At 43.5% G+C, this 26,020-nt stretch carries 22 protein-coding genes; 9 read left to right on the forward strand and 13 right to left on the reverse strand.

Features of this window, described 5'->3' with window-relative positions:
* Positions 1–223 precede the first annotated feature (223 nt).
* Both MKZ12_RS17895 and MKZ12_RS17900 read left to right on the forward strand, forming a co-directional pair.
* On the forward strand, positions 224–1,075 hold the full coding sequence (locus MKZ12_RS17895; protein ID WP_339255910.1) for an AraC family transcriptional regulator: 852 nt from the start codon (positions 224–226) through the stop codon (positions 1,073–1,075).
* Entirely contained in the window at positions 1,072–2,001 is a 930-nt protein-coding gene (locus MKZ12_RS17900) for a DMT family transporter (protein ID WP_339255911.1), read from the forward strand. The genes MKZ12_RS17895 and MKZ12_RS17900 overlap by 4 nt, the downstream gene beginning before the upstream one ends.
* 70 nt (positions 2,002–2,071) lie before the next feature.
* On the opposite strand, the gene MKZ12_RS17905 is transcribed toward MKZ12_RS17900, so the two are convergent.
* On the reverse strand, positions 2,072–2,773 hold the full coding sequence (locus MKZ12_RS17905; protein WP_339255912.1) for a pseudouridine synthase: 702 nt from the start codon (positions 2,771–2,773) through the stop codon (positions 2,072–2,074).
* Between the two features lie 202 nt (positions 2,774–2,975).
* Between MKZ12_RS17905 and MKZ12_RS17910 the strand changes: the two genes are divergently transcribed.
* The 5 genes from MKZ12_RS17910 to MKZ12_RS17930 all read left to right on the forward strand — a co-directional run bounded on the left by MKZ12_RS17910 (position 2,976) and on the right by MKZ12_RS17930 (position 8,580).
* Positions 2,976–3,608 carry a DUF1963 domain-containing protein gene (locus MKZ12_RS17910; RefSeq protein ID WP_339255914.1) on the forward strand — a complete coding sequence of 211 codons (633 nt, stop codon included), beginning with the start codon at positions 2,976–2,978 and terminating at the stop codon, positions 3,606–3,608.
* Positions 3,609–3,938: 330 nt separating this feature from the next.
* Positions 3,939–5,147, forward strand: a complete 1,209-nt coding sequence (locus MKZ12_RS17915; RefSeq protein WP_339234734.1) for an MFS transporter — start codon at positions 3,939–3,941, stop codon at positions 5,145–5,147.
* 93 nt (positions 5,148–5,240) lie between these two features.
* A complete protein-coding gene (locus MKZ12_RS17920) occupies positions 5,241–6,479 on the forward strand; it encodes an aspartate aminotransferase family protein (RefSeq protein ID WP_339234737.1) in 1,239 nt (412 codons plus the stop codon).
* Between the two features lie 238 nt (positions 6,480–6,717).
* Positions 6,718–7,767: an alcohol dehydrogenase catalytic domain-containing protein gene (locus MKZ12_RS17925; protein WP_253438041.1), complete on the forward strand. Its 1,050-nt coding sequence runs from the start codon at positions 6,718–6,720 to the stop codon at positions 7,765–7,767.
* A gap of 75 nt (positions 7,768–7,842) precedes the next feature.
* Complete coding sequence (locus MKZ12_RS17930) at positions 7,843–8,580, forward strand: HAD family hydrolase (RefSeq protein ID WP_339255916.1); 738 nt, start codon at positions 7,843–7,845, stop codon at positions 8,578–8,580.
* Between the two features lie 141 nt (positions 8,581–8,721).
* On the opposite strand, the gene MKZ12_RS17935 is transcribed toward MKZ12_RS17930, so the two are convergent.
* The 4 genes from MKZ12_RS17935 to MKZ12_RS17950 form a co-directional block, all read right to left on the reverse strand.
* Entirely contained in the window at positions 8,722–8,904 is a 183-nt protein-coding gene (locus tag MKZ12_RS17935) for a YjfB family protein (RefSeq protein WP_105599263.1), read from the reverse strand.
* A 198-nt stretch (positions 8,905–9,102) separates the two neighbouring features.
* Positions 9,103–9,963, reverse strand: a complete 861-nt coding sequence (locus MKZ12_RS17940; RefSeq protein ID WP_339255918.1) for a Cof-type HAD-IIB family hydrolase — start codon at positions 9,961–9,963, stop codon at positions 9,103–9,105.
* A gap of 76 nt (positions 9,964–10,039) precedes the next feature.
* Complete coding sequence (locus MKZ12_RS17945) at positions 10,040–10,498, reverse strand: SMI1/KNR4 family protein (RefSeq protein WP_339255920.1); 459 nt, start codon at positions 10,496–10,498, stop codon at positions 10,040–10,042.
* 50 nt (positions 10,499–10,548) lie between these two features.
* A complete protein-coding gene (locus MKZ12_RS17950; protein WP_339255921.1) occupies positions 10,549–11,073 on the reverse strand; it encodes a GNAT family N-acetyltransferase in 525 nt (174 codons plus the stop codon).
* Between the two features lie 216 nt (positions 11,074–11,289).
* Between MKZ12_RS17950 and MKZ12_RS17955 the strand changes: the two genes are divergently transcribed.
* Positions 11,290–12,450: a S8 family peptidase gene (locus MKZ12_RS17955; RefSeq protein WP_339255923.1), complete on the forward strand. Its 1,161-nt coding sequence runs from the start codon at positions 11,290–11,292 to the stop codon at positions 12,448–12,450.
* Between the two features lie 228 nt (positions 12,451–12,678).
* Here MKZ12_RS17955 and MKZ12_RS17960 read toward each other — a convergent pair whose 3' ends face one another.
* The 6 genes from MKZ12_RS17960 to MKZ12_RS17985 all read right to left on the reverse strand — a co-directional run bounded on the left by MKZ12_RS17960 (position 12,679) and on the right by MKZ12_RS17985 (position 21,125).
* Complete coding sequence (locus tag MKZ12_RS17960) at positions 12,679–14,121, reverse strand: 6-phospho-beta-glucosidase (RefSeq protein ID WP_339255924.1); 1,443 nt, start codon at positions 14,119–14,121, stop codon at positions 12,679–12,681.
* 34 nt (positions 14,122–14,155) lie between these two features.
* Positions 14,156–16,069 (reverse strand): beta-glucoside-specific PTS transporter subunit IIABC, encoded by a 1,914-nt coding sequence (locus tag MKZ12_RS17965; protein WP_339255925.1) that lies wholly within the window; start codon positions 16,067–16,069, stop codon positions 14,156–14,158.
* 502 nt (positions 16,070–16,571) lie between these two features.
* A complete protein-coding gene (locus MKZ12_RS17970; protein ID WP_339255926.1) occupies positions 16,572–18,512 on the reverse strand; it encodes a beta-glucoside-specific PTS transporter subunit IIABC in 1,941 nt (646 codons plus the stop codon).
* 168 nt (positions 18,513–18,680) lie between these two features.
* Positions 18,681–19,523 (reverse strand): PRD domain-containing protein, encoded by an 843-nt coding sequence (locus MKZ12_RS17975; protein WP_253438078.1) that lies wholly within the window; start codon positions 19,521–19,523, stop codon positions 18,681–18,683.
* A 224-nt stretch (positions 19,524–19,747) separates the two neighbouring features.
* Positions 19,748–20,053 (reverse strand): hypothetical protein, encoded by a 306-nt coding sequence (locus MKZ12_RS17980; protein ID WP_339255928.1) that lies wholly within the window; start codon positions 20,051–20,053, stop codon positions 19,748–19,750.
* A 94-nt stretch (positions 20,054–20,147) separates the two neighbouring features.
* Positions 20,148–21,125: a hypothetical protein gene (locus MKZ12_RS17985; protein WP_339255930.1), complete on the reverse strand. Its 978-nt coding sequence runs from the start codon at positions 21,123–21,125 to the stop codon at positions 20,148–20,150.
* Positions 21,126–21,483: 358 nt separating this feature from the next.
* On the opposite strand from MKZ12_RS17985, the gene MKZ12_RS17990 reads away from it, so the two are divergent.
* Positions 21,484–22,545 (forward strand): hypothetical protein, encoded by a 1,062-nt coding sequence (locus MKZ12_RS17990; RefSeq protein WP_339255932.1) that lies wholly within the window; start codon positions 21,484–21,486, stop codon positions 22,543–22,545.
* Here the strand turns inward: MKZ12_RS17990 and MKZ12_RS17995 are convergent.
* Positions 22,531–24,321 (reverse strand): ABC transporter ATP-binding protein, encoded by a 1,791-nt coding sequence (locus tag MKZ12_RS17995; protein WP_339255934.1) that lies wholly within the window; start codon positions 24,319–24,321, stop codon positions 22,531–22,533. The genes MKZ12_RS17990 and MKZ12_RS17995 overlap by 15 nt on opposite strands.
* 2 nt (positions 24,322–24,323) lie before the next feature.
* Positions 24,324–26,012: an ABC transporter ATP-binding protein gene (locus tag MKZ12_RS18000; protein WP_339255936.1), complete on the reverse strand. Its 1,689-nt coding sequence runs from the start codon at positions 26,010–26,012 to the stop codon at positions 24,324–24,326.
* Between the last annotated feature and the right edge of the window lie 8 nt (positions 26,013–26,020).

The following is a 26,020-nucleotide window of genomic DNA, read 5'->3' on the forward strand; positions in this document are numbered from 1 at the left end:
GAAAAGAACCCTTTTTCTTTCCCTGTTTTTCCTCATATCTATAGGTTTGATCTCATGTATCCACTATAATATGCAAAGGGCTCGCTTTCCCTCCGGGATTGCGGGTATTTTGTTTTTGGAGATAACTGTACAATCAAACACTTGGAGCACATAGCAATATCGTTCAAGAAAATTCCTTCTTTGCAACCTATAATGACCTTAACATACAGAAAGAAGGTGCATCATGACTCGGGAAGTCCGGACTGTGGTATTTGATACCGACTTACAGCTAGAAGCCTATCAGTTTGAAGGCATTATGCAGAAGTTTCCCAATCACTTTCATGACTATTACGTCATTGGTTTTATTGAGCAAGGCAAGCGTCACCTCGTCTGCAACAGTGAAGAATACATTTTGAATAGCGGAGACATGATTGTCTTTAATCCACATGATCCTCATGCCTGCGAACAGGTCGATGGCAGAACACTCGATTATCGCTGTATCAACGTCCAGCCTGAGGTGATGCGAGAGTATGCGAGAGAGATTACCGGACAAGCTTACTTGCCACGGTTTACAACCCCCGTTCTCTACCAAAGTGAACTTGTGGGTTCCCTGCACGAGCTGCATCAGATGATTTTGGAGGAGCAATCGGATTTCTGCAAAGAAGAATTGTTACTCTTTCTGCTGGATCAATTGATGCGAGAATATTCAGATGCTGAACCGCCTGTTTCCATTCAGGATGTTACTATGGAGATCAGACGCATATGTGAGTACATCGAAACTCATTACATGGAGAGCATCTCATTAAACGAGTTAGCCGACTTGACGGAGATGAGCAAATATCACCTGCTGCGTTTGTTCACTCGTCAGAAAGGGATATCCCCTTACCGCTATCTGGAAACCATTCGTATTAATCATGCTAAACGGTTCTTGGAACAGGGCCAGCTTCCGATTGAAGTTGCTGCACAAACAGGATTTAGCGATCAGAGCCACTTCACGAATTTTTTCAAAAAACTGATTGGCCTGACGCCTAAGCAATACCGACGTATCTTCAATCATGATACCGAGCCGAAACGAACTACCCAGCACATTGTATGACGAGTCGTCAGAACACCACGGTCTCTACTGGGCATTTACTCGCTTTGTTTACCATATTGATCTGGGGCACTACCTTTGTCTCGACGAAGGTTCTGCTGATTGACTTCACTCCAGTGGAAATTTTATTTTTTCGCTTTTTGATCGGGTATGTGGTACTAATACTGATCTATCCGCGTTCACTGCGGACCGCCTCATTCAGAGAGGAATGCTTATTTATCGGAGCAGGAATATGTGGAGTGACTCTATATTTTCTCATTGAAAATATTGCGCTGCTGTACACAACCGCTTCCAACGTGGGAGTTATTGTCTCCATTGCCCCGTTCTTCACTGCCGTACTCGCACATTTCTTCCTGGATGGTGAGAAGTTAACACGCCGCTTTCTTATCGGATTTGGGATTGCCTTGAGCGGCATCCTACTCATCGCACTGAATGGCAGTTTCGTACTGCAACTGAATCCGGCAGGTGATCTGCTTGCTTTCATAGCACCTGCGGTATGGGCGATTTATTCTGTATTCATGCGTAAAATTGGCCAGCTTCGCTTTCACACGATTGGTGCGACTCGCAAAGTATTTTTCTATGGCCTGATCTTCATGCTGCCAGCTCTTTTCCTGTTTGAATTCCATTGGGAACTCGGGCGCTTCACAAGTATGACCAATCTTTCTAATTTACTTTACCTCGGTCTGGGTGCCTCCGCGTTGTGTTTCGTGACCTGGAACCGGGCTGTGAATCTTCTCGGAGCTATGAAAACAAGTGTATATATCTATCTGGTGCCTGTCATTACTGTCGTGTCATCTGCACTCATTCTTCGGGAACAGATCACCTGGGTGATTGTAATTGGTGCGTTCTTAACCCTATTCGGCTCTTACATTTCAGAGCGCAAGGCACACAATCTTAACAACAAAAACACTAATCCACGGATGGGTTAGTGTTTGCTTCAGTTTTACGGATATAACTGGAACGCTTGGTTGCCCACCGTTGACATGCAGCAGAATTCATTCATGTGATCTCATTCAATTGAGACAGCAGAATCTCCAGTTCCTCTTGCTCCAGATGACGCCATTGCCCCCGCTCCAGTTGATCCAGCGTAATATTCATAATTCGGATGCGCTCCAGCTTCAATACGCGGTACCCCAAAGCTTTGCACATTCTGCGGATCTGCAGATTGAGCCCCTGTGTCAGAATAATACGAAACACATGTTCACTTTGCCTATTCACTTCGCAAGGTTTGGTCACCACGTCCAGAATTTCAACACCTTCAGACATGGACTTTACAAATTCATCTGTAATAGGTTTGTCTACAGTCACTACATATTCCTTATCATGATTATGCTCCGAACGCATCATCTTGTTCACAATGCCTCCATCATTCGTAAGCAAAATCAACCCCTCAGATGCCTTATCCAGCCTGCCTATTGCAAATATGCGAGAAGGATAATTCATATATTGAATGATGTTGCCCTCCACATGTTCTGCTGCTGTGCAGACAATACCGATCGGTTTATTCAGAGCAATGTAGACAGGTTCGCTGTCATTACGAGGAATCTGCTTGCCATCAATGAGTACCACATCGTCAGGTTCAACATTCGCCCCTTTTTCACATACCCTGCCATTGATCGTTATGCGTCCGGCTGCAATTAATCGGTTCGTTTCCCTGCGGGAGCAGAATCCCGTTTCACTTATGTATTTGTTAATTAACATGTGTCACCGCTTCTCATCTGTAATATATCTGATGGTTCATTGAATTAAATGGTGCGTTCTTTCTTCATGCAAGAGTTAGTACCTTGTACTGATTCTCATTCCCCATCATCTCATTTATACTGATACGAAGCAATGAATGGTTGTATGAAAACACATACAACGGTTCATAGAAAAGTCAAAATACACTCTGGAAGGAGTATCCATGAACAAAGTTACTCGACTTACCATTGATCCCGATGATCCAAACCTAGACTCTGGCATATGGATTGGTGGAGAAATCGCATACGTTGCAGACTGGCCGGTCAACCCTGAGGGGCAGCCTTTAATGCATCTGTTCTCCATCCATTGCAATACACTTTCACAGCATGTCGATATCCCTTATTTACCACAAGATAAATATATCTCGGTCTTCTCCACCTACTCCGCCTCCGAATACTTTCTGGACCAGGTAACCTATGCGGGAGATGAGCTGGAATGGAACGAAAATATTCTCGCAGGATATACTTATGTCTCGGTATCTTCGCATCCGCTAACTTCCGTATGTCCCATTCCACCTATTCCGTTAAGTGGCGGACGTTTGATTGAAATGGAGTTGGACGATCAGGAGTTCCCTGCATGTTCGTTTTTCTCTCCGACTTTACCAAACGGTGTGAAGGGAATTGAGCATCTGGTAGAGGAGTATCAACTGGTGTGCCAAATATATTCCGGAGATTTTCCTGATCCTTATCGGGATATATTGGGTCTTTCGGATGCTAACGGTTATTTATTTTTGCGAAAGGGTCTCGCGTCTGCTCACGCACCATTCGATGCAATTTTCTTTGTACAGACTGCTTAATGGCGATTTTTTAAGTCAAATACCATCATATAGAACGGCTAATCAAAACGTTTCTCGTCTACTCAGACAGGGAACGTTTTTTGATATATGCCCAGTTTACAATCCTCGTTCAATTCAAATGCCAACACTGTTAAAAGTTCATATTGATTGGATCGTATCTATCCTTTCGACACGAAATCGTTTTAGAAAAAAATGTAACACGAATATTCAAAACTTAACATTATTTTACAATAAAAAGCATGTACATTTGGGCAATTATGGTATAAGTTATATATGAAATAAACATTAATTACATAATATAAAATTTTAATCCAATTAGGAGGCGGGCTTTTGAAAAGAATATTCGCTCTAAGCTGCGGTTTTTATCTGTTAATCGGCATAACCAGCGTTGTGCTCGGTGCACTTCTCCCTGTTTTATTGTCATATTATGAGCGCGGTTACAGTGATGGCGGATTTTTGTTATTTCTGCAGTTTCTTGGATTTCTTGTCGGTGTACTTGTAGCTCCTGCCCTGACAGCCCGGATTGGAAGAAAAGCGATGCTTACCCTTGCCTTGATCTGTATTGTAGCCGCCTATACATTACTCGGTTTTTTGCCATCCTGGGCTGTAGTTCTCTTTCTCACAATGATCGTAGGTTTCGGTTCAGGTATCATCGAACCCTCTGTAGGTGCATTCACGATCGAATTCACTGAGAATCAGAAGGCAGTCGCCATGTCCAAGCTGGATGTCTTTTTTGCTCTTGGAGCACTTCTCATCCCCGCTGTCGCTGCTTTATTTATCTGGATAGACATGTGGCATCTCACTTTTTATGCGGTGGCCGTGTTGTCACTGGTTCTCATGTTGCTGTGGATCACTATGCCCCGGCCAGCCGCACTATATCTGGAACAAGCTGGTGAGAATACAGTGGCGCATGCCGCAGGTAAAGCCAGATATTCAAAAAAACATCTAGGTCTGCTGACGATCTTCGTCATCTTCTTTTTCATCTACATGGGACTGGAACTGGGACTGATGAACTTCCTGCCCTCCATTCTCGTAGAACGATTGCAGCTTCAGGAATCTGTCGCATCACTGAGTGTCTCCATCCTGTGGATTGCGATGATCATCGGCCGTCTTTTCTCGGGAAAAATAGCGGAAGCGGTCAACTATATGCCTTTCCTGATCTGGAGTACGATCGGCACGCTTATGTTCGCAGTGGCTATGGTATTTGTAACTGGACAGTGGGCAACGTACGTGCTGATCTTCGGTACCGGTTTGTTCATGTCAGGGCTGTTCTGTATCGCACTCGTCTATGCTAATGTTCTGATTCCCGGCATGACCGAACGCACAACCAGTATCCTGATCGCATCGGGTGGTATTGGAGGTGCAGTCTTGCAGTATGTGACTGGATGGAGTATGAGTGCCTGGCCTGTTGTGAATACAATCTGGATTTTGGCCGGATTCTGTCTGATCCTTCTTCTCACATTGATGGTCTCTCATCTATGGACTGTTAAGAATAATGCCGTAAGTGCCGCTCTCGCACAACATAGTAAGGAAATGTAAACTTCTTCATTTCTTAAGGGAGGTGATGCCCGCATCATCCGGAATTGTTGAGCTTCGTTCGAGCTAGTACACCATAATATTGGAGGAAATCGTATGCAAACTTTGACCAACAACCGCTTCGTAGCCGGAAAAGGGATTAAGTTGATTGACGATTCAGGTGTTGAATACCTCGATGGCGTATCAGGTACGTTCAATCTGTCACTGGGCTATAATCACCCCCATGTAGTCAGCAAAATTCAGGAACAAGTCGGCAATCTGACGCATATGTCTTCCTCCTTCACTGAACCATACGTAAATGAAGTACTTGATCACTTAATCGAATATGCTCCAAACGACATTAATGCCGGATGGATGCGGGATATTACCGGTTCAACTGCAAACGAATGTGCAACAAAAATTGCACAGAAGTATACCGAATCGACAGACATCATCAGCCTGTATCTATCCCATCATGGACAGACCCAATTTGCCACCGGAATCTCGGGAAATGCCTTTAGACGGAAACGGTTCCCCAATTCAGCAGCGGCTAACGCTGTTCATGTACCTGCCCCATACTGTTATCGCTGCCCATTCAAATCCTCAAACGGAGACTGCGGCTATCAATGCGTTGAAGCTATCTCTGATGCAATAGAATATGCAAGTTCCGGCTCAGTCGCCTGCATGATCATTGAACCCATTCTTGGGAATGGTGGCAATATCATTCCTCCTGCCGGATATTTCAAACGACTGCGTAAACTGTGTGATGAGTACAACATGCTTCTCATTGCGGACGAAGTACAGACCGGCATCGGTCGGACCGGAACTATGTTTGCCAGCGAACTGTTTGATATCCAGCCTGATATGATTACCCTTGCCAAAGGTCTTGGCGGAATTGGCGTACCTGTTGCTGCTGTATTAATGCAATCCCGATTAAATGTGCTCGAAAAGCACGAACACTCCTTCACCTCTGGAAGCAATCTGATTTCCGTAACCGCTGCCAAATCCACCCTGGAGGTGGTATCTGAACCCGGATTTCTCGATGCCGTGAAACGCAAAGGTGAAATTCTGGGTGAATTACTGCATGAATTGGCTATGAAATACCCAAGTATCGGGGAAGCTCGTGGTGTCGGGTTAATGTGGGGGTTGGAGATCGTAGGTGACGGTAATGAACCGGATACGTTAAAAACAAATGCCATTGTTGACCGTGCTTTTACAGATGAGCATCTGATCTTAAGAAGTTCAAGATATGGCTTCGGTAACGTGGTTAAGGTCCGGCCTTCTCTTACCACAACCGAGGACGAACTGGTAGAGATTGTGGAGCGGCTAGATTCGGTACTTGCCAGCGTTCATTAAAACATTTCAATGCAACTGTTCGAAGTGGTCGTTTCGGTTACGTATCGTTCTTATGATCGCTGTTATCCACGGATTTTCTTGATTTTCCTTTCCCAAGGGAAAAATCCGGTGATAAAGGCGAACGCTTCGCTTCTCCAGAATCGATTTCGTCCCCTTCACTACTTTCGTATCTTGTCAGAAACTGCTTTAAGATCAAACGCTATATTTATATTTTATATAATTACAAGGAGGTTATATCATGCTTGCATTGGTGTATAAATCAGCCTGGGATGTTGCACTTGAGGAACGGCCCGTCCCGGAAATTACAAGAGATAATCAGGTGTTGGTTCGTATTCGAGCGACAGGCGTGTGCGGTACCGATCTCGGTATTGTCAGCGGCAAATATCATGCGGTCCCTTCCGTCATTCTCGGTCATGAGTCTGCCGGGGAAGTCATCGATGTTGGCTCTGCGGTAACGACATTACAACCGGGCGACCGTGTTGTGATTGATCCTACCTACTATTGCGGACAATGTGACATGTGCAGAACAGGCAGACAAAATCATTGTACACATAAGTCTGTTACAGAGACAGGTGTAAGTGCTGACGGGACATTTACGGATTATTATGTGACCGAAGATCGCTTTTTGTACAAATTAAAGGATCATGTGAGCTATGAGGAAGCGACGTTGACGGAACCGCTCAGTTGTATGCTAACGGGGATTAATCAGATCCATCTACTGCCGAATTTCAGAACGATCATCCTCGGCGCAGGCCCGATTGGCATTCTGTACAGCTACGCGCTCGCTTCCAAAGGTGTTACTGGCTGTCTGGTCGACATCTCGGAGGAACGCTTGGCGATTGCCGGTTCCATTGCACCAGATCGCTGGCAGGTTCATTCATCCTTCGAAAATGCAATAGAATCGCTGTCACCTGCAACCCATCAGGTTGATATGATTGTGGATACTACAGGTGTCGTAGGTACACAAGTACTCTCCCAGCTCGCCAGTGGCGGTTATCTGATGCTGGTAGGTCTAAGAGATGGAAATACGTCCTTTAATCCAAAAGAAGTCGTGGACCGTAGTCTGAAAATTATCGGTTCCATCGATTCTCTGGGCACATTCGCAACAGCACATTACATGATCGAACAAGAGATCATTCCGGCTAAAAAAATCATTACCCACTCCTTCCCTTTGGAGGATTACGAAGAAGCATTCCGCACACTTGGCTGCGATATCCAGGGGCGCACACTTCAAGCCTCTTCACATGCAATCAAAGTTGTACTGCAATCCAGCGGTTCCCGTTTCTAAAACGCAAAGCTAACCATGATAAAATAGAGTAGATTAAAGATATATGTTTACACAATCCTGGAGGAGGAATACAACATGGTAGCGAATCAAGAATCTGGCGGACTGGGTGCGGCCGATGATAACATCATTCAAGCAGTCATTTTTGATATGGATGGTGTATTGATTGACAGCGAACCGATATATTTCGAGATTGAGCGCAGCTCTTTTGCCCATTTTGGCGCAGTCATGACCGAAGAAGAACACCATACTTATGTTGGAGTTACGCTGGAGTCCATGTGGCAGCAAGTATTGGACAAACATCAACTGACAGCTACGTTAGATGAAGTATTGGCTTATCATCAGCATAATGTGATGCAAACCATGCTGGCTCATTCCAACTTGACGGCAATGCCTTCCGTGGAACGTTGGTTAAGCTGGCTGCACGAGCAACACATTCCCATAGCCGTTGCTTCTTCCTCTCCACGTGCACTGATTGATTTGATCATGAACAAGACCGGACTTGGGCGGTACTTTGAGGTACGAATGACCGGAGAGGAAGTCGAGAACGGCAAGCCGGCACCGGATATTTTCCTAACCACAGCTGAAATGATTGGCGCATCCCCGTCCAATTGTCTGGTGATTGAGGACTCTCGCAATGGTGTTCAGGCGGCCAAAAGTGCAGGCATGCGCTGCATCGGTTATCACAATCCGGGATCAGGCAACCAAGACTTATCCAAAGCCGATCTTCAGATTTCCAGTTACGATGAGTTATGGACCTTGAAGGATGCACTGCCCTTTGAAGGCAGATTGCCAAGCCTGGCGAAGCTACGCTGAGCAGAAGTAAGTCTGGAAGTAAACGCCTAAACATATCTATGGAAAAAACAACCCGACCCGCTTCCATTCTTTCGAATTGGAGCGGGTCGGGTTTTGCTTGCTGCAATGGGTGTTACATTAAAACACATGCTGTAATATCAATTAAACCGAAAGATCGAGACTTCCACCCAGATTGGGATGAGGAGCAGGCACAGACTTCAACATCTCCGTCATCTGCTGGCCTTGCTGCTGTGCCATGTCTTTTGTAATTGACATCACTTGCAAGCTTGCCGACTGTACGACTGAAGCTTGGCTCATTGCCATTGATAATGCTGCAATATCCATGATCTTCACTCCTTTCTCTATCTTATATATGGGCGTACTTACTTTATATCGGTCAGTAGGATTCAAATGTTGAGTAAGCCACACCACTCTACTTATATGTAAGCAGACTTCATTCGTTTTAGTTGGTATGTTAAACTCATTCGGGAGCGATGATCATGTTGCCTGTCTCATTTCAATTTACATACATAACAAGTCTACTTACCCCTCAATCAATCCATACTTCACAAAACTATGATACAAGCCATCTTCCTCAACTGTGCCAGTAATATCGTCTGCAATGGCTTTCAGACCTGGCTTAGCATTGCCCATGGCAATGCCGACGTTACAAAACTCCAGCATCTCGGCATCATTCATGCCATCACCGATGGCGAATGTATCCTCCTGCGACATGTCCAGATGCTTCAGCAGATCGGCGATTGCAATAGCTTTGTGAATGCCAGGGATCATCAGCTCACCACTTCCTTCACCAAAGATCGGCACCGTGCACTGAATGACTTCAAATTTGCCTTCGAACTCCTGCTTGATTCGCCCAAACGGGATCACTGCGCTCTCCAGGAAACATACTTTGTTCACGTCATCCTTGTACAGGTCGCTCTCTCCATACGTCAATCCGGCAATAAACGGGTGTGGTTTCAATTCCTTCTTCTCTCTGGCTACAGGATCATTCTCCACATCACCATAGATACGGCGTTCTAAGTGAGGTTGCAGATTACTACTCGCATACAATGCCGAATTAGATTCAAGGTAGAAGTCAATGCCGTGTTCATTGAAGAAATCGACCATATGACGAACATCTTCCGCTGTAACCCTTTTGTGATACAACACATCCTTGCCAAACTCCACATAACCTCCACCTGCACCAATCAGGCCATCGAACCCTACATCCCAGATGGAATCATAGATTTCCGCCTTGGACCGGCCTGTACATAAATAGAGCAGATGTCCATTTTCTCTGGCCTGTTTGCAAGCCTTCTGCGCTGACAACGGAATGTTTCCGTCATCATCTACCAATGTGCCATCAATATCAATAAATACAATTTTCCGCTTCATTTCTTGCATCTGCTTATGCCCCTGTCATGTAATGTTGTCTATGTCTAACCTAGCGAGTACCGACAGGCATTTTCCTGATATAAAATCACCTATTTCGTGGTGTTCGCTGATCGATCAACTTCTCCAAAAATCCGGCAAAAGAATCCGCGTATACCTCAGGTTCCCCATTAAAGTAATCCAAACGCATCACTTTAAACTCCCCAAGGTGATCAGCCGTCTGCGTATCAAAATAGTAATATTCATCCTCGTCCGGTACAAACAGCTCCAGCTTCCCTTCCTTCTTTGCGTCTTCATCGGCAAGTCGGTATCTATACAAAATGTCAGCATCGGTATACTCTCGGTGTTCCGAAGACGTAATCGTCAGAATTTCTGTTCCGCTTAACAGCGCTTGACCATAATTCAGAAGCCACCAGCGATAGGATGGGGGTAACGAAAAGCCCAACTCTTGTTCAACTTCAACAATCCAGCTCTCTTGAACTTGATGGTTCGGGAACCAGCGTATAGCCTCGGTATGTTCCAATTTCTCAATCAGACTTGAATACATGGATAGATCTCCTCCAATACCATTGTAATGTCATTGAGTTTTGATTACCTTCATCCCAACTTGTCCATATGTACAGTTTGCCAGTCATCATTTTCCTCAGCAATAACCGTAAACCCTTGACGCTTCCAGAAATCTATGGCTCCTGGCAAGAAGCGATGTGTATGCAAGTAGAGCGTAGTATAGTGCATATCCTTCACCACATTCTCCAGTTCTTTTACCAGCATGGACCCAATGCCATATCTGCGATACGCAGGATCTACATAACATTTCACAATTTCGGCTGCAGATTGGGCTGCATATCGACCGTCTATGGCCTGAATACGTCCATCATATGGTAATATTCCAATCGTTCCGACGATGCCCGCATCCCCCATCATTGCAACAAGAAAAATCGATTCATTGGATACCAGATAATGTTCAGTGAACTGCTCGAAATCCACAGGTAACCTCGTGTGATCCATCATGGGAAACACTTCTCTACGTACACGCATGGCAAAATCAATGGCATCATGAATCTGGTGTGCCTGAACTGGTGTTACTGTCGGTATACTCTGAAGTTGTGTCAAAAGATCCACATTCCTTCTCCTCTATATTGGGAGCGATCTCTAGGCATTTCCTTGATCCTTCTTCATGCCATGTCAGATCGACTCTCTTCATCTCATCTTACCGAATTTGTCCCTCCCTATCAATCTATCTACACTACTAACCAAATTAAAAACATGCCCTCACAGTCTGATAGAGTTCGCATACGATAAGGCGTGTCACAATCCATGTTGGAGGGAGAAACGCTCATGTGGTTATGGTTAGGTGTTTTTGGTTTCATTTCGCTAGCAATAATCGTGTTCGTGTATCGTTTTCTGGACCAACGTGCCGAGAGCAAGTTTCACCCCCATGCTCCCAAGCAGCTCTTAGTCAAATTCAAGGAAGGTACAACACCAGATGAAATGCACACCCTTCACAAAAAAGGGAGATGTAAAGTCGCGGAAACATACGAGGATTTGGGTTGGTACCGTGTGGAATCCCGCAAAAAAATGCACCGGATCCTGAAACATTACAAAGATCATGAGTTGATTGAACATGCAGAGCCAAATTACCTTGTTGAGGCTTCCTTCACCCCTAATGACCCTTTCTTCCCTTACCAGTATAACCTGTCCAAAATCAATGCACCCGCTGCATGGGATATCACTCAAAGTAACAGCTCTGTTAAAATCGCCATTATCGACACTGGTGTACAGCTAAACCACCCAGAATTGGCTTCCAAGCTCATCCCCGGTTACGATTATGTTGATTATGATAATATCCCTGAAGACGGGAACGGACATGGTACCCATGTAGCAGGGATCGCTGCTTCTGTTACCAACAATGGTGTGGGAATCGCAGGCGCTGCACCACTTGCATCCATCGTTCCGCTCCGGGTCTTAGATAACAACGGGCAAGGAACGGTCGGTAATGTCGGTAACGGTCTTGTCTATGCTGCCAATAACGGTGTACAGGTGGTTAACCTGAGCCTTGGTGGTCCGATGGGAGACGCATTCCTCCAAGCTGCTGTGCAGTATGCCTGGGATCGTGGAGCCGTAATTATTGCTGCAGCCGGCAACGACAACACTACATTCCCGATCGTACCCGCATCGTATCCCAACGTCATTGCTGTCGCTTCAACCAATCCTTCCGATCTCAAATCCAATTTCTCCAACTATGGTTCGTGGGTCGATATGGCTGCACCAGGAGATACCATCCTATCCACCTATCTGGGTGGTTCCTATGCCTACCTAAGTGGAACATCCATGGCAGCACCACATGTGGCTGGAGTAGCCGCACTTCTCGCTGCACAAGGTAAAACCAATGCCCAGATTCGGGATGCACTATGCTTCGCTTCTGATCCAGTATCCGGCTCCAGTGTCTACTGGACTTACGGACGATTGAATGCCTATAGGAGCTTACAGGTGCCATAATACACTAACTATCCTCACGATTGCCGGGCATACCTTTCCGCTTTTCACGAATAAAAAGAGAAAGGGCATCTGTATGTAAGATGCTCCTTCTTTTGCTTAAAAAGTATTCGTCTTTTGTTCCCATTTGGCATATAGATGATCCCAATTGATTTTTTCGGTTGCCCAGTCAAAGAGCAATCCCATAATAACGAGACTGCTCTTTGTTTATTCTATAGCGTCGAACACCTATCAGAAATATTGTGCGCCATTACTCGCAATGACATCTTTGTACCAATGAAAACTTTTCTTTTTCACTCTGCGAAGTGTGCCCGTGCCATCATTATTTCTGTCTACATAGATGTAGCCATACCGCTTCTTCATCTCTCCGGTACCCGCACTGACCAGGTCTATCGGTCCCCAGCTTGTGTAACCTATGAGCTCTACACCGTCTTGAATCGCTTCGGCCATCTCGGCAAAATGACTATCTAGATATTCGATGCGATAGTCATCTTCAACGATGTCATTGTCTAACAACACATCGGTTGCCCCAAGTCCATTTTCCACGATAAACAAAGGTTTGCCATAGCGGTCATACAGCTGATTACATGTAATTCGAAGCCCCTTAGGATCAATCGTCCATCCCCATTCGGATGCTTTCAGATACGGGTTCTTCACTGAACCAAACACATTACCCTCAGTCGAATCTTTCAAAATCTCAGGGTCCGTACTTGTACAACGGCTTGCATAGTAGCTAAAACCGATATAATCAACCGTATTCTGCATCAAGATATCTGCATCTTCTGGTTGCATTTCAATCTGAATATCATTTTCTCTGAAAAATCTTTTGGTATAACCCGGATATGCTCCCTTCGACTGCACGTCAATGAAGAAAAATGACTCCCGATCTTTCTCCATAGCCTTCCACACGTCATCCGGATTAGAGCTGTATGGATAGACCATGCCAGCGGCTAACATACAGCCGATCTGTGCGTCAGGAATGATCTCATGACAAGCCTTCACAGCAAGGGCACTGGCTACCAATTCATGATGCGCTGCCTGGTACAGGACCTTCTCTTTGTCTTCACCTTCCTGAAGAACAATGCCTGCTCCGATATAAGGAAGATGCAGTAGCATATTGATCTCATTAAACGTCATCCAATACTTCACTTTATTCCTGTATCGATTGAATAGCGTCATTGCATATTTCTCAAAGAAACCAATCATCTTGCGATTCTTCCACCCGCCGTAAGTCTCGACGAGATGTACAGGTACATCGAAATGACAGATCGTCACAACAGGTTCAATGTTGTATTTCAATAACTCATCAAATACATCATCATAAAATTGCAAGCCTGCTTCATTTGGCTCCGCTTCATCCCCATTAGGGAAAATCCGTGCCCAGGCTACGGAGAGTCTCAGGCACTTGAATCCCATTTCTGCAAATAGCGCAATATCTTCTTTATACCGATGATAGAAGTCTATAGCTTCATGTGAAGGATAGAATTCACCTGCTTTTGGCTCATACGAATCAAGGTTACCCAGAGCAATATTCCATCGATTAGCACCAATCGGAATCAGATCTACCGTTGTTAACCCCTTGCCACCTTCCAGATAGGCACCTTCCAATTGATTCGCTGCGGTTGCTCCTCCCCAGAGAAAATTCTCCGGGAAGGCTGTACACTTTTCATTCATTGAGGAGTTCCTCCTAAACCATCTGTAATTTCAATTAGCTTAATACCGTGATCAATTTGTCTTTCTCATGAACAGATGCATCTTTCGTTCCCACAATGTCCAGATAATTCGAAGTATTCGTGACAATGATCGGTGTTACCGTCTCATATCCAGCATCCTTAATCGCTTGCAGATCAAACTCAACAATCAGGTCACCTGCGTTAACACGGTCTCCATCTTTCACATGGGTTGTAAAATGCTCGCCTTTCAGCTTGACCGTATCCTGTCCAATGTGGATCAGCATCTCTACACCATCATCGCTTACAAGACCAATGGCGTGTTTGGTACGATATACGGTTTGAACAATACCCGTAATTGGAGATACCACTCTACCGCTGGTTGGACGAATCGCAATCCCTTTACCCATGTGCTCTCCTGCGAACGTTACGTCATTAATATCTTTCAGTGCAACGACTTCACCAGCCATTGGGCTTACGATTTCGTATCTGCTGTTCGGATTTGGATCAAGTACTGGTGCTGGTTTAGACGCTTTGTCAACCGGATCTTTGAAACCAACAACATATGTCAAGATGAAACCAAGGATGAATGCAATAATGGTTGCTGCAACAGTCCAGAAGAATACGGAATTCATTCCTTCCGTAGGGCTTACATAGCTCGGATAACCGAAGATTCCAAGACCACCAATGATATAACCTTTAGTTCCGACAAAACCAAGGATACCTCCACCAATACCACCAGCAATACAGCTCATGATAAATGGTTTTTTCAATGGCAATGTTACACCGTAAATCGCTGGCTCAGTGACACCGAAAATACCGGATATAAACGCAGGTGCACCAAGCGTTTTAATTTTTTGACTTTTCGTTTTCAGTGTAACCGCAAGCACTGCACCAATTTGAGCAAAGGAAGCTGCAAAAGACAATGCCAGAATCGAATCGTAGCCAAGCGTTGCAAGGTTAACGAATACCAATGGAACGAGTCCCCAGTGGAGTCCGAACAATACGAATACTTGCCACAAACCGCCGATTACAAGTCCTGTAAGTAAAGGGCTCAGTCCATAAATCGAAGATGTGAATGCACCTAACAGTTGGCCCGCCCATGTCGCAACCGGTCCAATTACCAGAAATGTTACGGGTACAATAACTAGCAAAGTACAAAATGGAACTAGGAAATTGCTGACTACTTTAGGCATAACCTTTTTGAAGAAACGTTCGATTTTAACCGCGAAGAACGTTGCTACGATAATCGGAATAACGGATGAAGCATAATCCATTAAAATAACCGGGATACCTAGAAACTCGATCCGAATCGGTGATTCGAACAAAGTGCCTGCAAACAAAGTGTATAACGGTTCTCCAGCACGAATTCCCGCAAGTGTTGGGTAGACTAACGATGCACCAATAGCCATACCTAGGAATGGACTTCCACCGAATTTTTTAATAGCTGTGTATCCAAGGAAGATCGGGAAGAAGTAGAATAAGCAATCTCCTATGGCATTCAATAAGGCATACGTACCAGCAGTATTGTCGATCCAACCCAGCGACACGAACATCGCCGTGAAACCTTTGATCATCCCTGTGGCTGCTAGTAAACCAAGAACTGGCGTGAACACGCCGGAGATCATGTCTACAAAACGGTTAAAGAGATTTCCTTTAGGAGCAGAGTCTACTTCATTTTCATCAATCTGACCTTCAGCAGACAAATTTCCCGCTTTAACAACTGCTTTATATACATCCGGCACTTCGTTGCCGATAACAACTTGATACTGTCCACCACTCTGCATGACGGTAATAACACCTGGCAGATTTTTAAGTTCTTCCGTTTTGGCTACGCTTTCATTTTTTAGTTTAAACCGCAGCCTTGTTACGCAATGGAATACACTGTTTACATTCTCGCGACCACCTACACGTGACAGAATGTCCTTAGCTAATTGATCGTAGTTGCTCATTGTAATTCTCCCTCTCTAAGTGAACTCCCCATTACTTTTGAAACAAATAAAACCTGAACCACTGAACATACACAACATACCGGATCTTCCGGAAATCAGTCGTGTTATTCAGCAATTCAGGTTTTGCCCTTAACGGTTGCAACCCTGTAAGGCTGTACACATTGGTATTTAATTATTTTACTAGTGAAAGTAATCTGCATGCCATATCCTCTGAACTGAGGATGGTCGGAATTGCCTGATTAAACAGTTACAACCCGATTGATGTATGCGCTTACTTCTTGAACTCATCATAGTACATCTGAACTACGTTTGCAACACTTATTTTAATAAATTATTGAATAATCATCAATGACCTGTCGTTCTAACCACATGAATATATTTACCGGTCAATTCATGACGTTCCATGCATTGTTTCTGATCGGAATAACATAGAAATGACCCGCAAGAGATCACTTTTTTTCAACGTGTGCAGCTTGCAGGTCTTTATAAGATACGGACAGAATTAACCAATAATCGTAATCAATTTATCCTTTTCTTGCACTTCACGATTTGTTGTCGCAACCACGTCCAAATAATCAGCCGTATTGGTTACAATAATCGGTGTGACGGTCTCATATCCCGCCTCAATAATAGCTTGAAGATCGAATTCAACGATCAAATCGCCAACACTCACACGATCCCCGTCTTTTACATGTGCTGTAAAATGCTGACCCTTGAGCTGTACCGTATCCTGACCGATGTGGATTAGAATCTCTATACCTTGATCATCTACAAGTCCAATCGCATGTTTGGTACGGTAAATCGTCTGTACCACACCATTAATCGGGGATACGACTCTTCCACTGGTTGGACGAATCGCAATACCTTTACCCATATGTTCACCAGCAAAAGTAGCATCATCAATTTCTTGCAAAGGAACCACCTCACCCGTCATCGGGCTGGCAATTTCATAACGATTGTTTGGATTAGGTTCAAGTGCAGCCTTCTCTTCTTTTACTGGCTCAGGAGCCTGTTTTGCAGCCTCTGGATTAGCAGGATCTTTGAATCCTACAAAATAAACGAGAACAAAGCCTAATACAAAAGCAATAATCGTAGCCATCATGGCCATCCAGAATTCATAGTTGATCCCTTCTGTGGGACTAATGAGCGCTGGAACACCGAAGATGCCTGAAGCAAATACAAACATTTTGGAACCAGCGAATCCAATAATACCTCCAGCCGTTGCAGAAGCAATGCAGCTCATAATAAATGGTTTCTTCAACGGCAAAGTTAGGCCATAAATTGCAGGTTCCGTTACACCAAAGATACCAGATACAAAGGCAGGAACACCCAGTGATTTCAGTTTGGTATTTTTCGTTTTAAGCATAACGCCAAGAACGGCACCAATCTGAGCAAAGGAAGCAGCAAACATCATAGCCAGAATCGGATCTGCTTTCAGTGTAGACAGATTCAGCAACATGATTGGTACAATTCCCCAGTGTAAACCGAAGATAACCAATACTTGCCACAATCCACCAACAACAATACCGGTTACCAATGGACTCAATCCATAGATGCCTGATACCCCAGCACCAATCAGCTGACTCGCCCATGTCGCAATTGGACCAATCAAGAGGAATGTTACAGGTACAACAATCAGAATGGTAAAGAATGGCGTGAGGAACGTTCTCACAACAGAGGGAATAATCTTTTTGAAGAACGTTTCTACTTTTGCTCCAAAATAGGCAGCTATAAGAATCGGAATTACGGATGAGGAATAACTCATCAGGATAACAGGAATACCCAGGAACGTGATATGAATCGGTGATTCAAACAATGTGCCTGCAAACAACGTATATAACGGTTCCCCGCCACTTAGACCGGTCAAGGCCGGATATACAAGTGATGCTCCGATGGCCATCCCGAGGAATGGAGATCCACCGAATTTTTTCATTGCCGTGTAACCTAAGAAGATAGGGAAGAAATAGAATAGGCAGTCTCCTGCAGCATTCAACAATTGATATGTTCCCGAAGCCGGGTCCAGCCACTCGAGAGAAGTAAACATGGACAAGAAACCTTTGATCATCCCTGTTGCAGCAAGCAAACCGAGAATCGGTGTAAATACACCTGAGATCAAGTCGATAAACTGACCCAGAAGACTTTCTTTTTTGCCGGAAGATTCAGACCCATCATCACTAGAGACTGGTCCATCAGTATTCATATTGCCAACCTGTAGCAAGGCTTTATACACATCAGACACTTCGTTACCCACGACAACCTGATACTGCCCACCGCTTTGCATGACTGTTATGACTCCGGGCAGATTTTTGAGTTCATCTGTTTTGGCATTATTGTCATTTTTTAATTTGAAACGAAGTCTGGTTGCGCAGTGCACCACGCTGTTAATGTTCTGTTTACCACCAACGCCAGACAGAATGTCTTTGGCTAATTGCTCATGTTTCATGAAGTTACTTTCTTCCTTTCTGGTTAGAGACGGATTCGAAACCTATTGGAGAGAATAAAAAAACCTGAACATCTGAATGTACGGAACATCCGGTTAACGGTATGTTCTATCATTCAATCGTTCAGGTTTTGCCCTAGTGGTTGCAACCCTGCAAGCTGATCTATGGGATTATTCAGAAGTTGCATTCACAACTCTCTCAATATGAATCGTTAAGTACATGATTTCTTCGTCAGTTAGTTGATAGGTGTAGTTGCTTTCAATGAACTTCTTGATTTTCTCCGAGCACTTGTGCGCTGCTGGATACTTTTTCTGAATCATCAGGAACAGTTCATCGTCGTTGTTGCTCTTGTAATGTTTTCCCTTCACCAAACGTTGAGCGAAAAACTTCAAATGCGTCACAAAGCGATAGAATGTCAGTGAGTTCTCATCAAAATCAATCTTGAAATGATACTTGATGATCGTCAAGATTTCCTGCATGACCTGCGTCATACTCTTGATGTTGGGCATTTCCTCGTTCAAAGCTGCATTGACAAAGTGAAGTGCCATAAAACCGGCTTCGTCCTCGGGCAGAATTACGCCAAACTGATCACAGATCATGTTGAGCGCTTCCATTCCTACTTCGTATTCCTCTTTGTATAACTGCTTCGTCTCCCAGATCAACCCGTTGCGTATAGGCAGATTCTTGCGATACCGCTCAATGGCAAAGTGAATATGGTCTGTGAGGTGCAAGTAAATACTCTCATTCAGTTTCTTGCCAAGTTTTAATTTGGCATAAGCGATGATTTCCTCGGACACTTTCATGTATTCCAGAGGAATGCTTGAGATTAATGCCTTGAAGTTTTCCTGAATATCTTCATTCTGTAAAGTAAATATCTTATCGATATGCTGCTCGGAAACCATATCACCCGCCCGCTTCTGATAAGCAATCCCCCGGCCAATGATAATAACTTCCTGTTGTTCGTCATTCATGGCAACTACAGCATTATTGTTCAGCACCTTCTCGATTTTCACTTTATCACTCCAATATACAGAAAAAGACAAACCAGTCCCTTTTCTCAAGGTAAACGGCTTTGCCTGATTCAACAGTTACAACCCGATATGTTGTACGCGCTTCCCTCATAATATTACAAAGTTCTACACAGTGCAACAAAAAGATATTATCTTATTAAAATGACTCCCGATCTAGGTAAATATACTCACAAGCGTAAGCAAAACAAGAATCATTTTACAATAATTTACGATTTATTGTTTTTGCTTTCTTTCTCCAGTTCCGCTTCAATTCTTCGATTAATGATATCCATCTGTTCTGAATCCAAACGATCGACTTGCTTGTATTCTTTATTCATCTCGTACTCCTGCGCCTCGCCTTTATTCATTAACCCCAGATGATTCTTGATGTCTCGGATATCATCACGCATATGCATCGTCTGGCGATATTGGTCCACAACAAGTGCAAAAATAATGCCACCTGCCACTATTGGACCAAATGGGAACAAGTAACATAAAACAAGTCCTATGAGCAAAAATATAACAAAATACATGTGTAATGCCCCTCTCTATAAACTATCTTTTCTGCTAAGGTAGCTGGGTCTCAGCTTACAAATTGAATCGTGTCTAAATAAACTTTGCCACTTTTCACTTGGATATTAGCTTTATCATTTCATCCAAAATAAGCTTTTCTTCATACAGGCCATCTAATATTTGATCTCTGATCCTAAATAAAACATCCCGGTCCTTGGTTATGTTATATCTTAAGGACAAGTTTTTTATAATTTCGAATCTTCTTAGGATGTCTTTGTAACTTTCTGAGACATGTTCATATTTTAGTTCGTTTACATGGATTAAGTAATTAATTCGACTCAACATTAGTTTCTTGTGCTCCAAGAATAAATGAAACGCTCTTTTGTCTAGTAGTTTGTTTTCATCCTTTATCATTTTATCTACTGAAAATAATATTGCATTTTGACCAAACAGAGTTTTTTCTTTGAAAGAAACATCCAGTGTAATAACTGAATTGAGATAATTTTCAATGGACAATATAATTTGGGGAAGATTTAAAGTATATTCCTCCTCCTCTTTCTTACTTAATAAGTGAATGTTGAGAAAAAAATGATTACTTACTTCGATTGCGTTATGTCCCTGTGCAATTTCTTCAAATGTACATTCAGTCTGTACATATTTCCCATCAGATAAATTGTCGGCTATCAAAAACTTCTTACTTTCTGAATTGAACCCATAAATAAAGATCTCATGTACATGAGACCATTTTAGATAGGCCTTAGAAGTAGATATGAAATATCGATCAACATACAAGTAAACATAATGACCCAATTTTATTGAGTCCACTATGAAATCTACTATTGAATCCCACTTACTTTCGATAACGAAACGAGGAACTATATGATGATTTAACCAAGGACAATTATCCAATAATAAATGATGGTTATCAAAAAAAAACGTATCCCAATCATACACATATCGAATTTGAATAAAATTATTATAAAACCAGGGGAAGCACTTTTTATTGTTAGATATAATAGATGAAATACTACCATAAACATTAAATGTGTTGATAATAGTATCTTGAATGGGTAATTCAATTTTCACCATCATAACGTCTCTCCCTAGACATTGTTGTTAAACCTTAAGCATTCTTTTAAGCCAGATTATAAAGCAAAAGTTCACATGTTAATATATAAGAACGGGTAAACACTCCCGATCATTTGCATTGAATTTAGTGTTCCTTTCCACGCAACCCTCTCCGGCAAAAATAGCCAGAATACTAATTTTAATTTCAAAAAAAGTAGAAATCTAATGAAATATCGCTATTTTTACAATTTTCACTCACCTTTGATCATTTAAATATTTGAATTTTTAACAAATATATACTAAAATGCAAATAAACAAGCAATAATCTCCCATAATTAAGGTATATGAGTAAAAAATTTATCTAGTGAAGGGAGCACCATTGATGAAAACTTTGCCTCTTTGTGATCCTCTCATTTCAAACTATCCTCAACATGCCTTTTATCTTTCCATTATTTCTGACCATCAGGAGTGCCAACCTTGGATTTACTCGAATTATACGAATCTATTTCTATCCGATTGGAAAAATGACGAGATTTTCCTGGACTTCTACGTACAGACACCGGAACATCACTTTAATCCCTGGTTCAAAGACTCACAGCGACTGCACCGCGATCTAATCCTGGGGTCAATTCCCGATTTCATCTCGTTTATTAAGGATCAGATCGATTCCGGGTATTACGTATGGACTCACGTGGATGAATATTATATTCCTGATACGCCTTCGTTTCGCAATTATCGTTTTGCACATGCGGTTATGATCTATGGATATGATGACACCGCACGGGAGTTCCAGCTTGCTGGATTCTTCAAGTATCGGATTTATTCTCGAACAACCGTCTCTTATGATGATCTGAAGACGGCGTTCGAGCACTGTGATATCTATGATGATTATCTTAACTTCACCCATCTGTTAAAGATTAACCCGGAGTACCACAATGGAAAAATTTATGAGTTTTCTCTCTCCTACTTTGCCGAGTGTATGGAAAACTACTATACCTCTCGTAATGAAACGGAAAACTTCAAGAGCTTTTATACGCCAGCGCTTTATTCGGATCGAACCTTCGGTCTGGATATCTATCATAAACTAATCATGTTTTTTGAAATGATGCTTTCCAAGCAGCGAACCATTGATACACGTTTGTTGTATACGTTGAAAGAACACAAAAAATTTATGAATCTCAAAATTAAATATATAGAACAGGAAGGCCACTATGTTTTTCCCGTAAAGTTTAAAGATAACTATATTCGAGTTGAACAAGAAGCAACGATTATCCTGAACCAGTTTTTAAAATACGGCATGACCCAACGTGAGGATCATATCATCAGCTTGATGGGCAGATTAGGTGCTCTCTACCAACTGGAGAAAGAGTCACTTGAGCTGTTATTAAATGATTTCAACAGTCGGGGTATTCGCAGTGGCAAACCGATATTAAGCCAAAGCTGACGGCCCGCTTTGGTTCAAACTCTGGAGAAGGTCCGTTTGTTGTCCTTCTCCATTCAAGTCCTGTAGACTGACCATATCCCGGTACAATCCCTCTCGATTCAACAGTTGATCATGCGTCCCTGATTCAACCATCTCCCCTTTATGCATGACAAAAATCAGATCCGCATTTTGAATCGTTGATAGACGATGAGCAATAACGATGGTTGTTTTCCCTTTACGGTAACAGTCAATAGCTTGCTGCAGGCGTCTTTCTGTTGTCAAGTCCAGCGCCGAGGTTGCTTCATCCAATATCAGAATGTCTCTGTTTTGAATTAAGGCTCTGGCGATGGCAAGACGCTGACGCTGGCCTCCAGACAAGGTGATCCCCCGATCACCAATAAAAGTATCGTATCCCTCCGGCAGACTCACGATATAATCATTGATTTGTGCTGCCTCGCAAGCGGATCTCATCAAATTGGCAGACTGCTCATCTTCTGTTCCCATTAAAAGATTGTTTTGAATGGTATCCGGAAAAAGATAAGGTTCCTGAAATACAATGCCTGTACGCTCTGTCCAGTCTGAACGGTACAATTGGTTGAGCGGCTTACCATTCACCAGTATACAACCTGCATCCGGATCGAAATAACGGATGAGGAGTTGGGCAATGGTTGACTTTCCGGAACCGCTGGTACCAACAATGGCAATTTTAAGTCCCATAGGAATGTCGAAGGTCAGATTATTCAATATCACATTTCGCCCTGGCTCGTAGCTAAAGTCAACATGGTTAAAAGATATGCTTTGCAACGGCAAAGGTACAGGAGAGTTGCCTTCCTCCATTTGCTCCCCTTCCATCACGTTGAGCAGTCTTTCCACGCTGGCACCGCCTGCGGACCAGTCCATGAATGAATTGAACAAATCCTGTAAGTATTGGATAAACTGGAATCCAAGCTGGAAAAGCACAACGAACATGCCAATGGATAGTTCGCCTTGTAGGACGAGCAAACCTCCATATCCAAGAATGAGCACTCTTACTCCCCAATTCAGGGGTTCGCTAGTGATCATTTTGAGATTCACTTGTTTGCCTTCCTGCATTACTTTCTCATAATACGTATTGTACAGCTTGTCATATCTCTCTTTCTCCCAGTCCAGTCTGTGATAAGCCAGCACTTCTCGGGTGGACGAGATCCCTTGCTCAATATGAACGAGCACATCGGATTTCGCCTTCTGAACATGGCCGGCTGCCTTCTTCAGTTTAACTGCGAAGAATCTGCCAAGAATCACGTATGCCGTACCCAGTACAAAACAGGCAATCAGCATGACTGGACTGACCATGCCAATCATGACAGCTACAAACAGAACAACAAATAGCTGCTGAATACCGCGAGGAATCTGATTTCCGATCATATCGGCAACCTTGTCCAGATCCTGGGTAATGTAATGCACATATGTGGCTATGCGTTCTTTTTGCAATTGACGTATTGGAATTCTGTATACATAGGACATAAAATCATCGGCCATATGGGATTGAATAACGGATTGATTTCGATGCATCATGTGCGGAGCATAGGTAAACAGCACGGCATAAAGAAGGAAAGCCAGCACAAAAAGACAGACGATCTCTGGCACAAGCTCATATTGGCCTTGTAATAAAATATTGTCAATGAGACGCTGCTGGAGGCCGATGATACTCAGGAAAGACAATGACTCCAGGGACATCAGAATGATGGAGATGAGCAGCAATGAGGGACGCGACATGATATATTTTTTCAGAAAGTGAATATGCTGTTTCAGCGACATGCTCACCCCTCCTCTCCCGAATTCAGCTGATAATACGCTCCCTGTCTTCTCATCAATTCCTCGTGGCTTCCCATTTCCCGAATTTGTCCATGTTCGAGTACAACAATTACATCATAATCCTTAATGGTAGATAACCGATGAGCAACGGCAATGGTCGTCCGGCCTAGCAGGAGACGTTCCAGGGCTTGCTGTACTTCTTGTTCACTCGCTGTATCAAGCGCGGACGTTGCCTCATCAAGCAATAGAATAGAAGGTTTCTTGATAAACATACGTGCAATGGATATACGCTGCTTTTGACCTCCGGACAAGTTAACGCCTCTTTCCCCAAGCAGCGTGTCATATCCATCCGGCTGAGCAGAGATGAAATCATGAGCATATGCGGCCTTGGCCGCCTGGATCATGTCTTCCTCTGTCGCATCCGGATGACCAAAAAGAATATTATTGCGAATGGTATCGCCAAAAAGATACGTTTCCTGAGACACATATCCTATACTTTCTCGTAATTGTGCAAATGAAAGTTTTCGTATAGGTACACCGTCCAACAGAATTTCGCCCTGCTGTGGATCATAAAAACGAACCAGAAGCTGAAGCAGGGTAGATTTTCCGTGTCCACTCGGACCTACGATGGCCACTCGTTGACCGGTCTTAATCACCAGATTAAAATCCGCGAGCACTTCCGGACCCTTGTTGTATCGATATGTGACGTGTTCGAACCGAATCTCTCCTCTGATTTCCTTCAAGCAGATAGGTGCGGCCTCTTCGACAACCTGAGGTTCTGTTTGCATGAAGCGATGGATTTTGGAAGCTTGATGCATCAGAACTTTCTGCTCCGTAATAACCGTAATGACCAGAGTTACCGTTTGCATGACCTGAAAATAGTAAAGCAAATATGCAGACATCTCTCCTACGCTCAACGCCTGTTCCTTGACCAAGTGAATGCCGTACAGGATGACTGCCACCCCACCGACGTAATAGGATAATCGGCGTATCGTTCCCCTCCAAAAGGCCATCCATAACATGCGAACCCTTCCATCCAAAAAAGGCTGCATGTGTCCCTTGAACCGTTTCCAATCCCAGTCCTCGGCTCCGTGAGCACGCATTTCGGTCAGAGCTGACACACTCTCGTATACTTTTTGATTATAGGCTATGCGCTGTTCCGTATTCTGCTTGGCCAAGATGGTAGCCTTTCTTTCGATGGATGGTCCGACCAGATAATAGAGAAGCAGGCACGGCACCATGATCAGTGTTAAAGGAATGCTAATGGCACACATCACTGTGACAGATACAATAGAGACTACAATGTTTTGAATCGTATGCGGAAGAAGAAACCGATAGAAGTCCTGCAGAATACTCACTTCCGTGTTCATAAACGACAAGCTTTCACCAACAGGGCGTTGTTGAAAATAAGAATACCCCAGCTTCCTCATATGACTAAAAATATCGTATTGCAGATCTCGTGCCGCCTTCTCCTGAATGGACCTCTGCAACAGATTTTGCCATGCCATCAGACCAAACATCAGAAACATGCCGGCAACCAAAAGTATAATGAGCCATCGGAATCGGATCATGTCTGCGGATGGAACGATGATATCGATGAAGTACTGAACACCCTTGGGAATGGAAACCTGAATGAACGTGACTCCAATACCGCAACACACCAGCAGCCAAAACATGCCATAATATTTTTGCACATAAGAAA

The sequence above is a fragment of the Paenibacillus sp. FSL R5-0713 genome (genome assembly GCF_037973325.1).
GTDB lineage: Bacteria > Bacillota > Bacilli > Paenibacillales > Paenibacillaceae > Paenibacillus.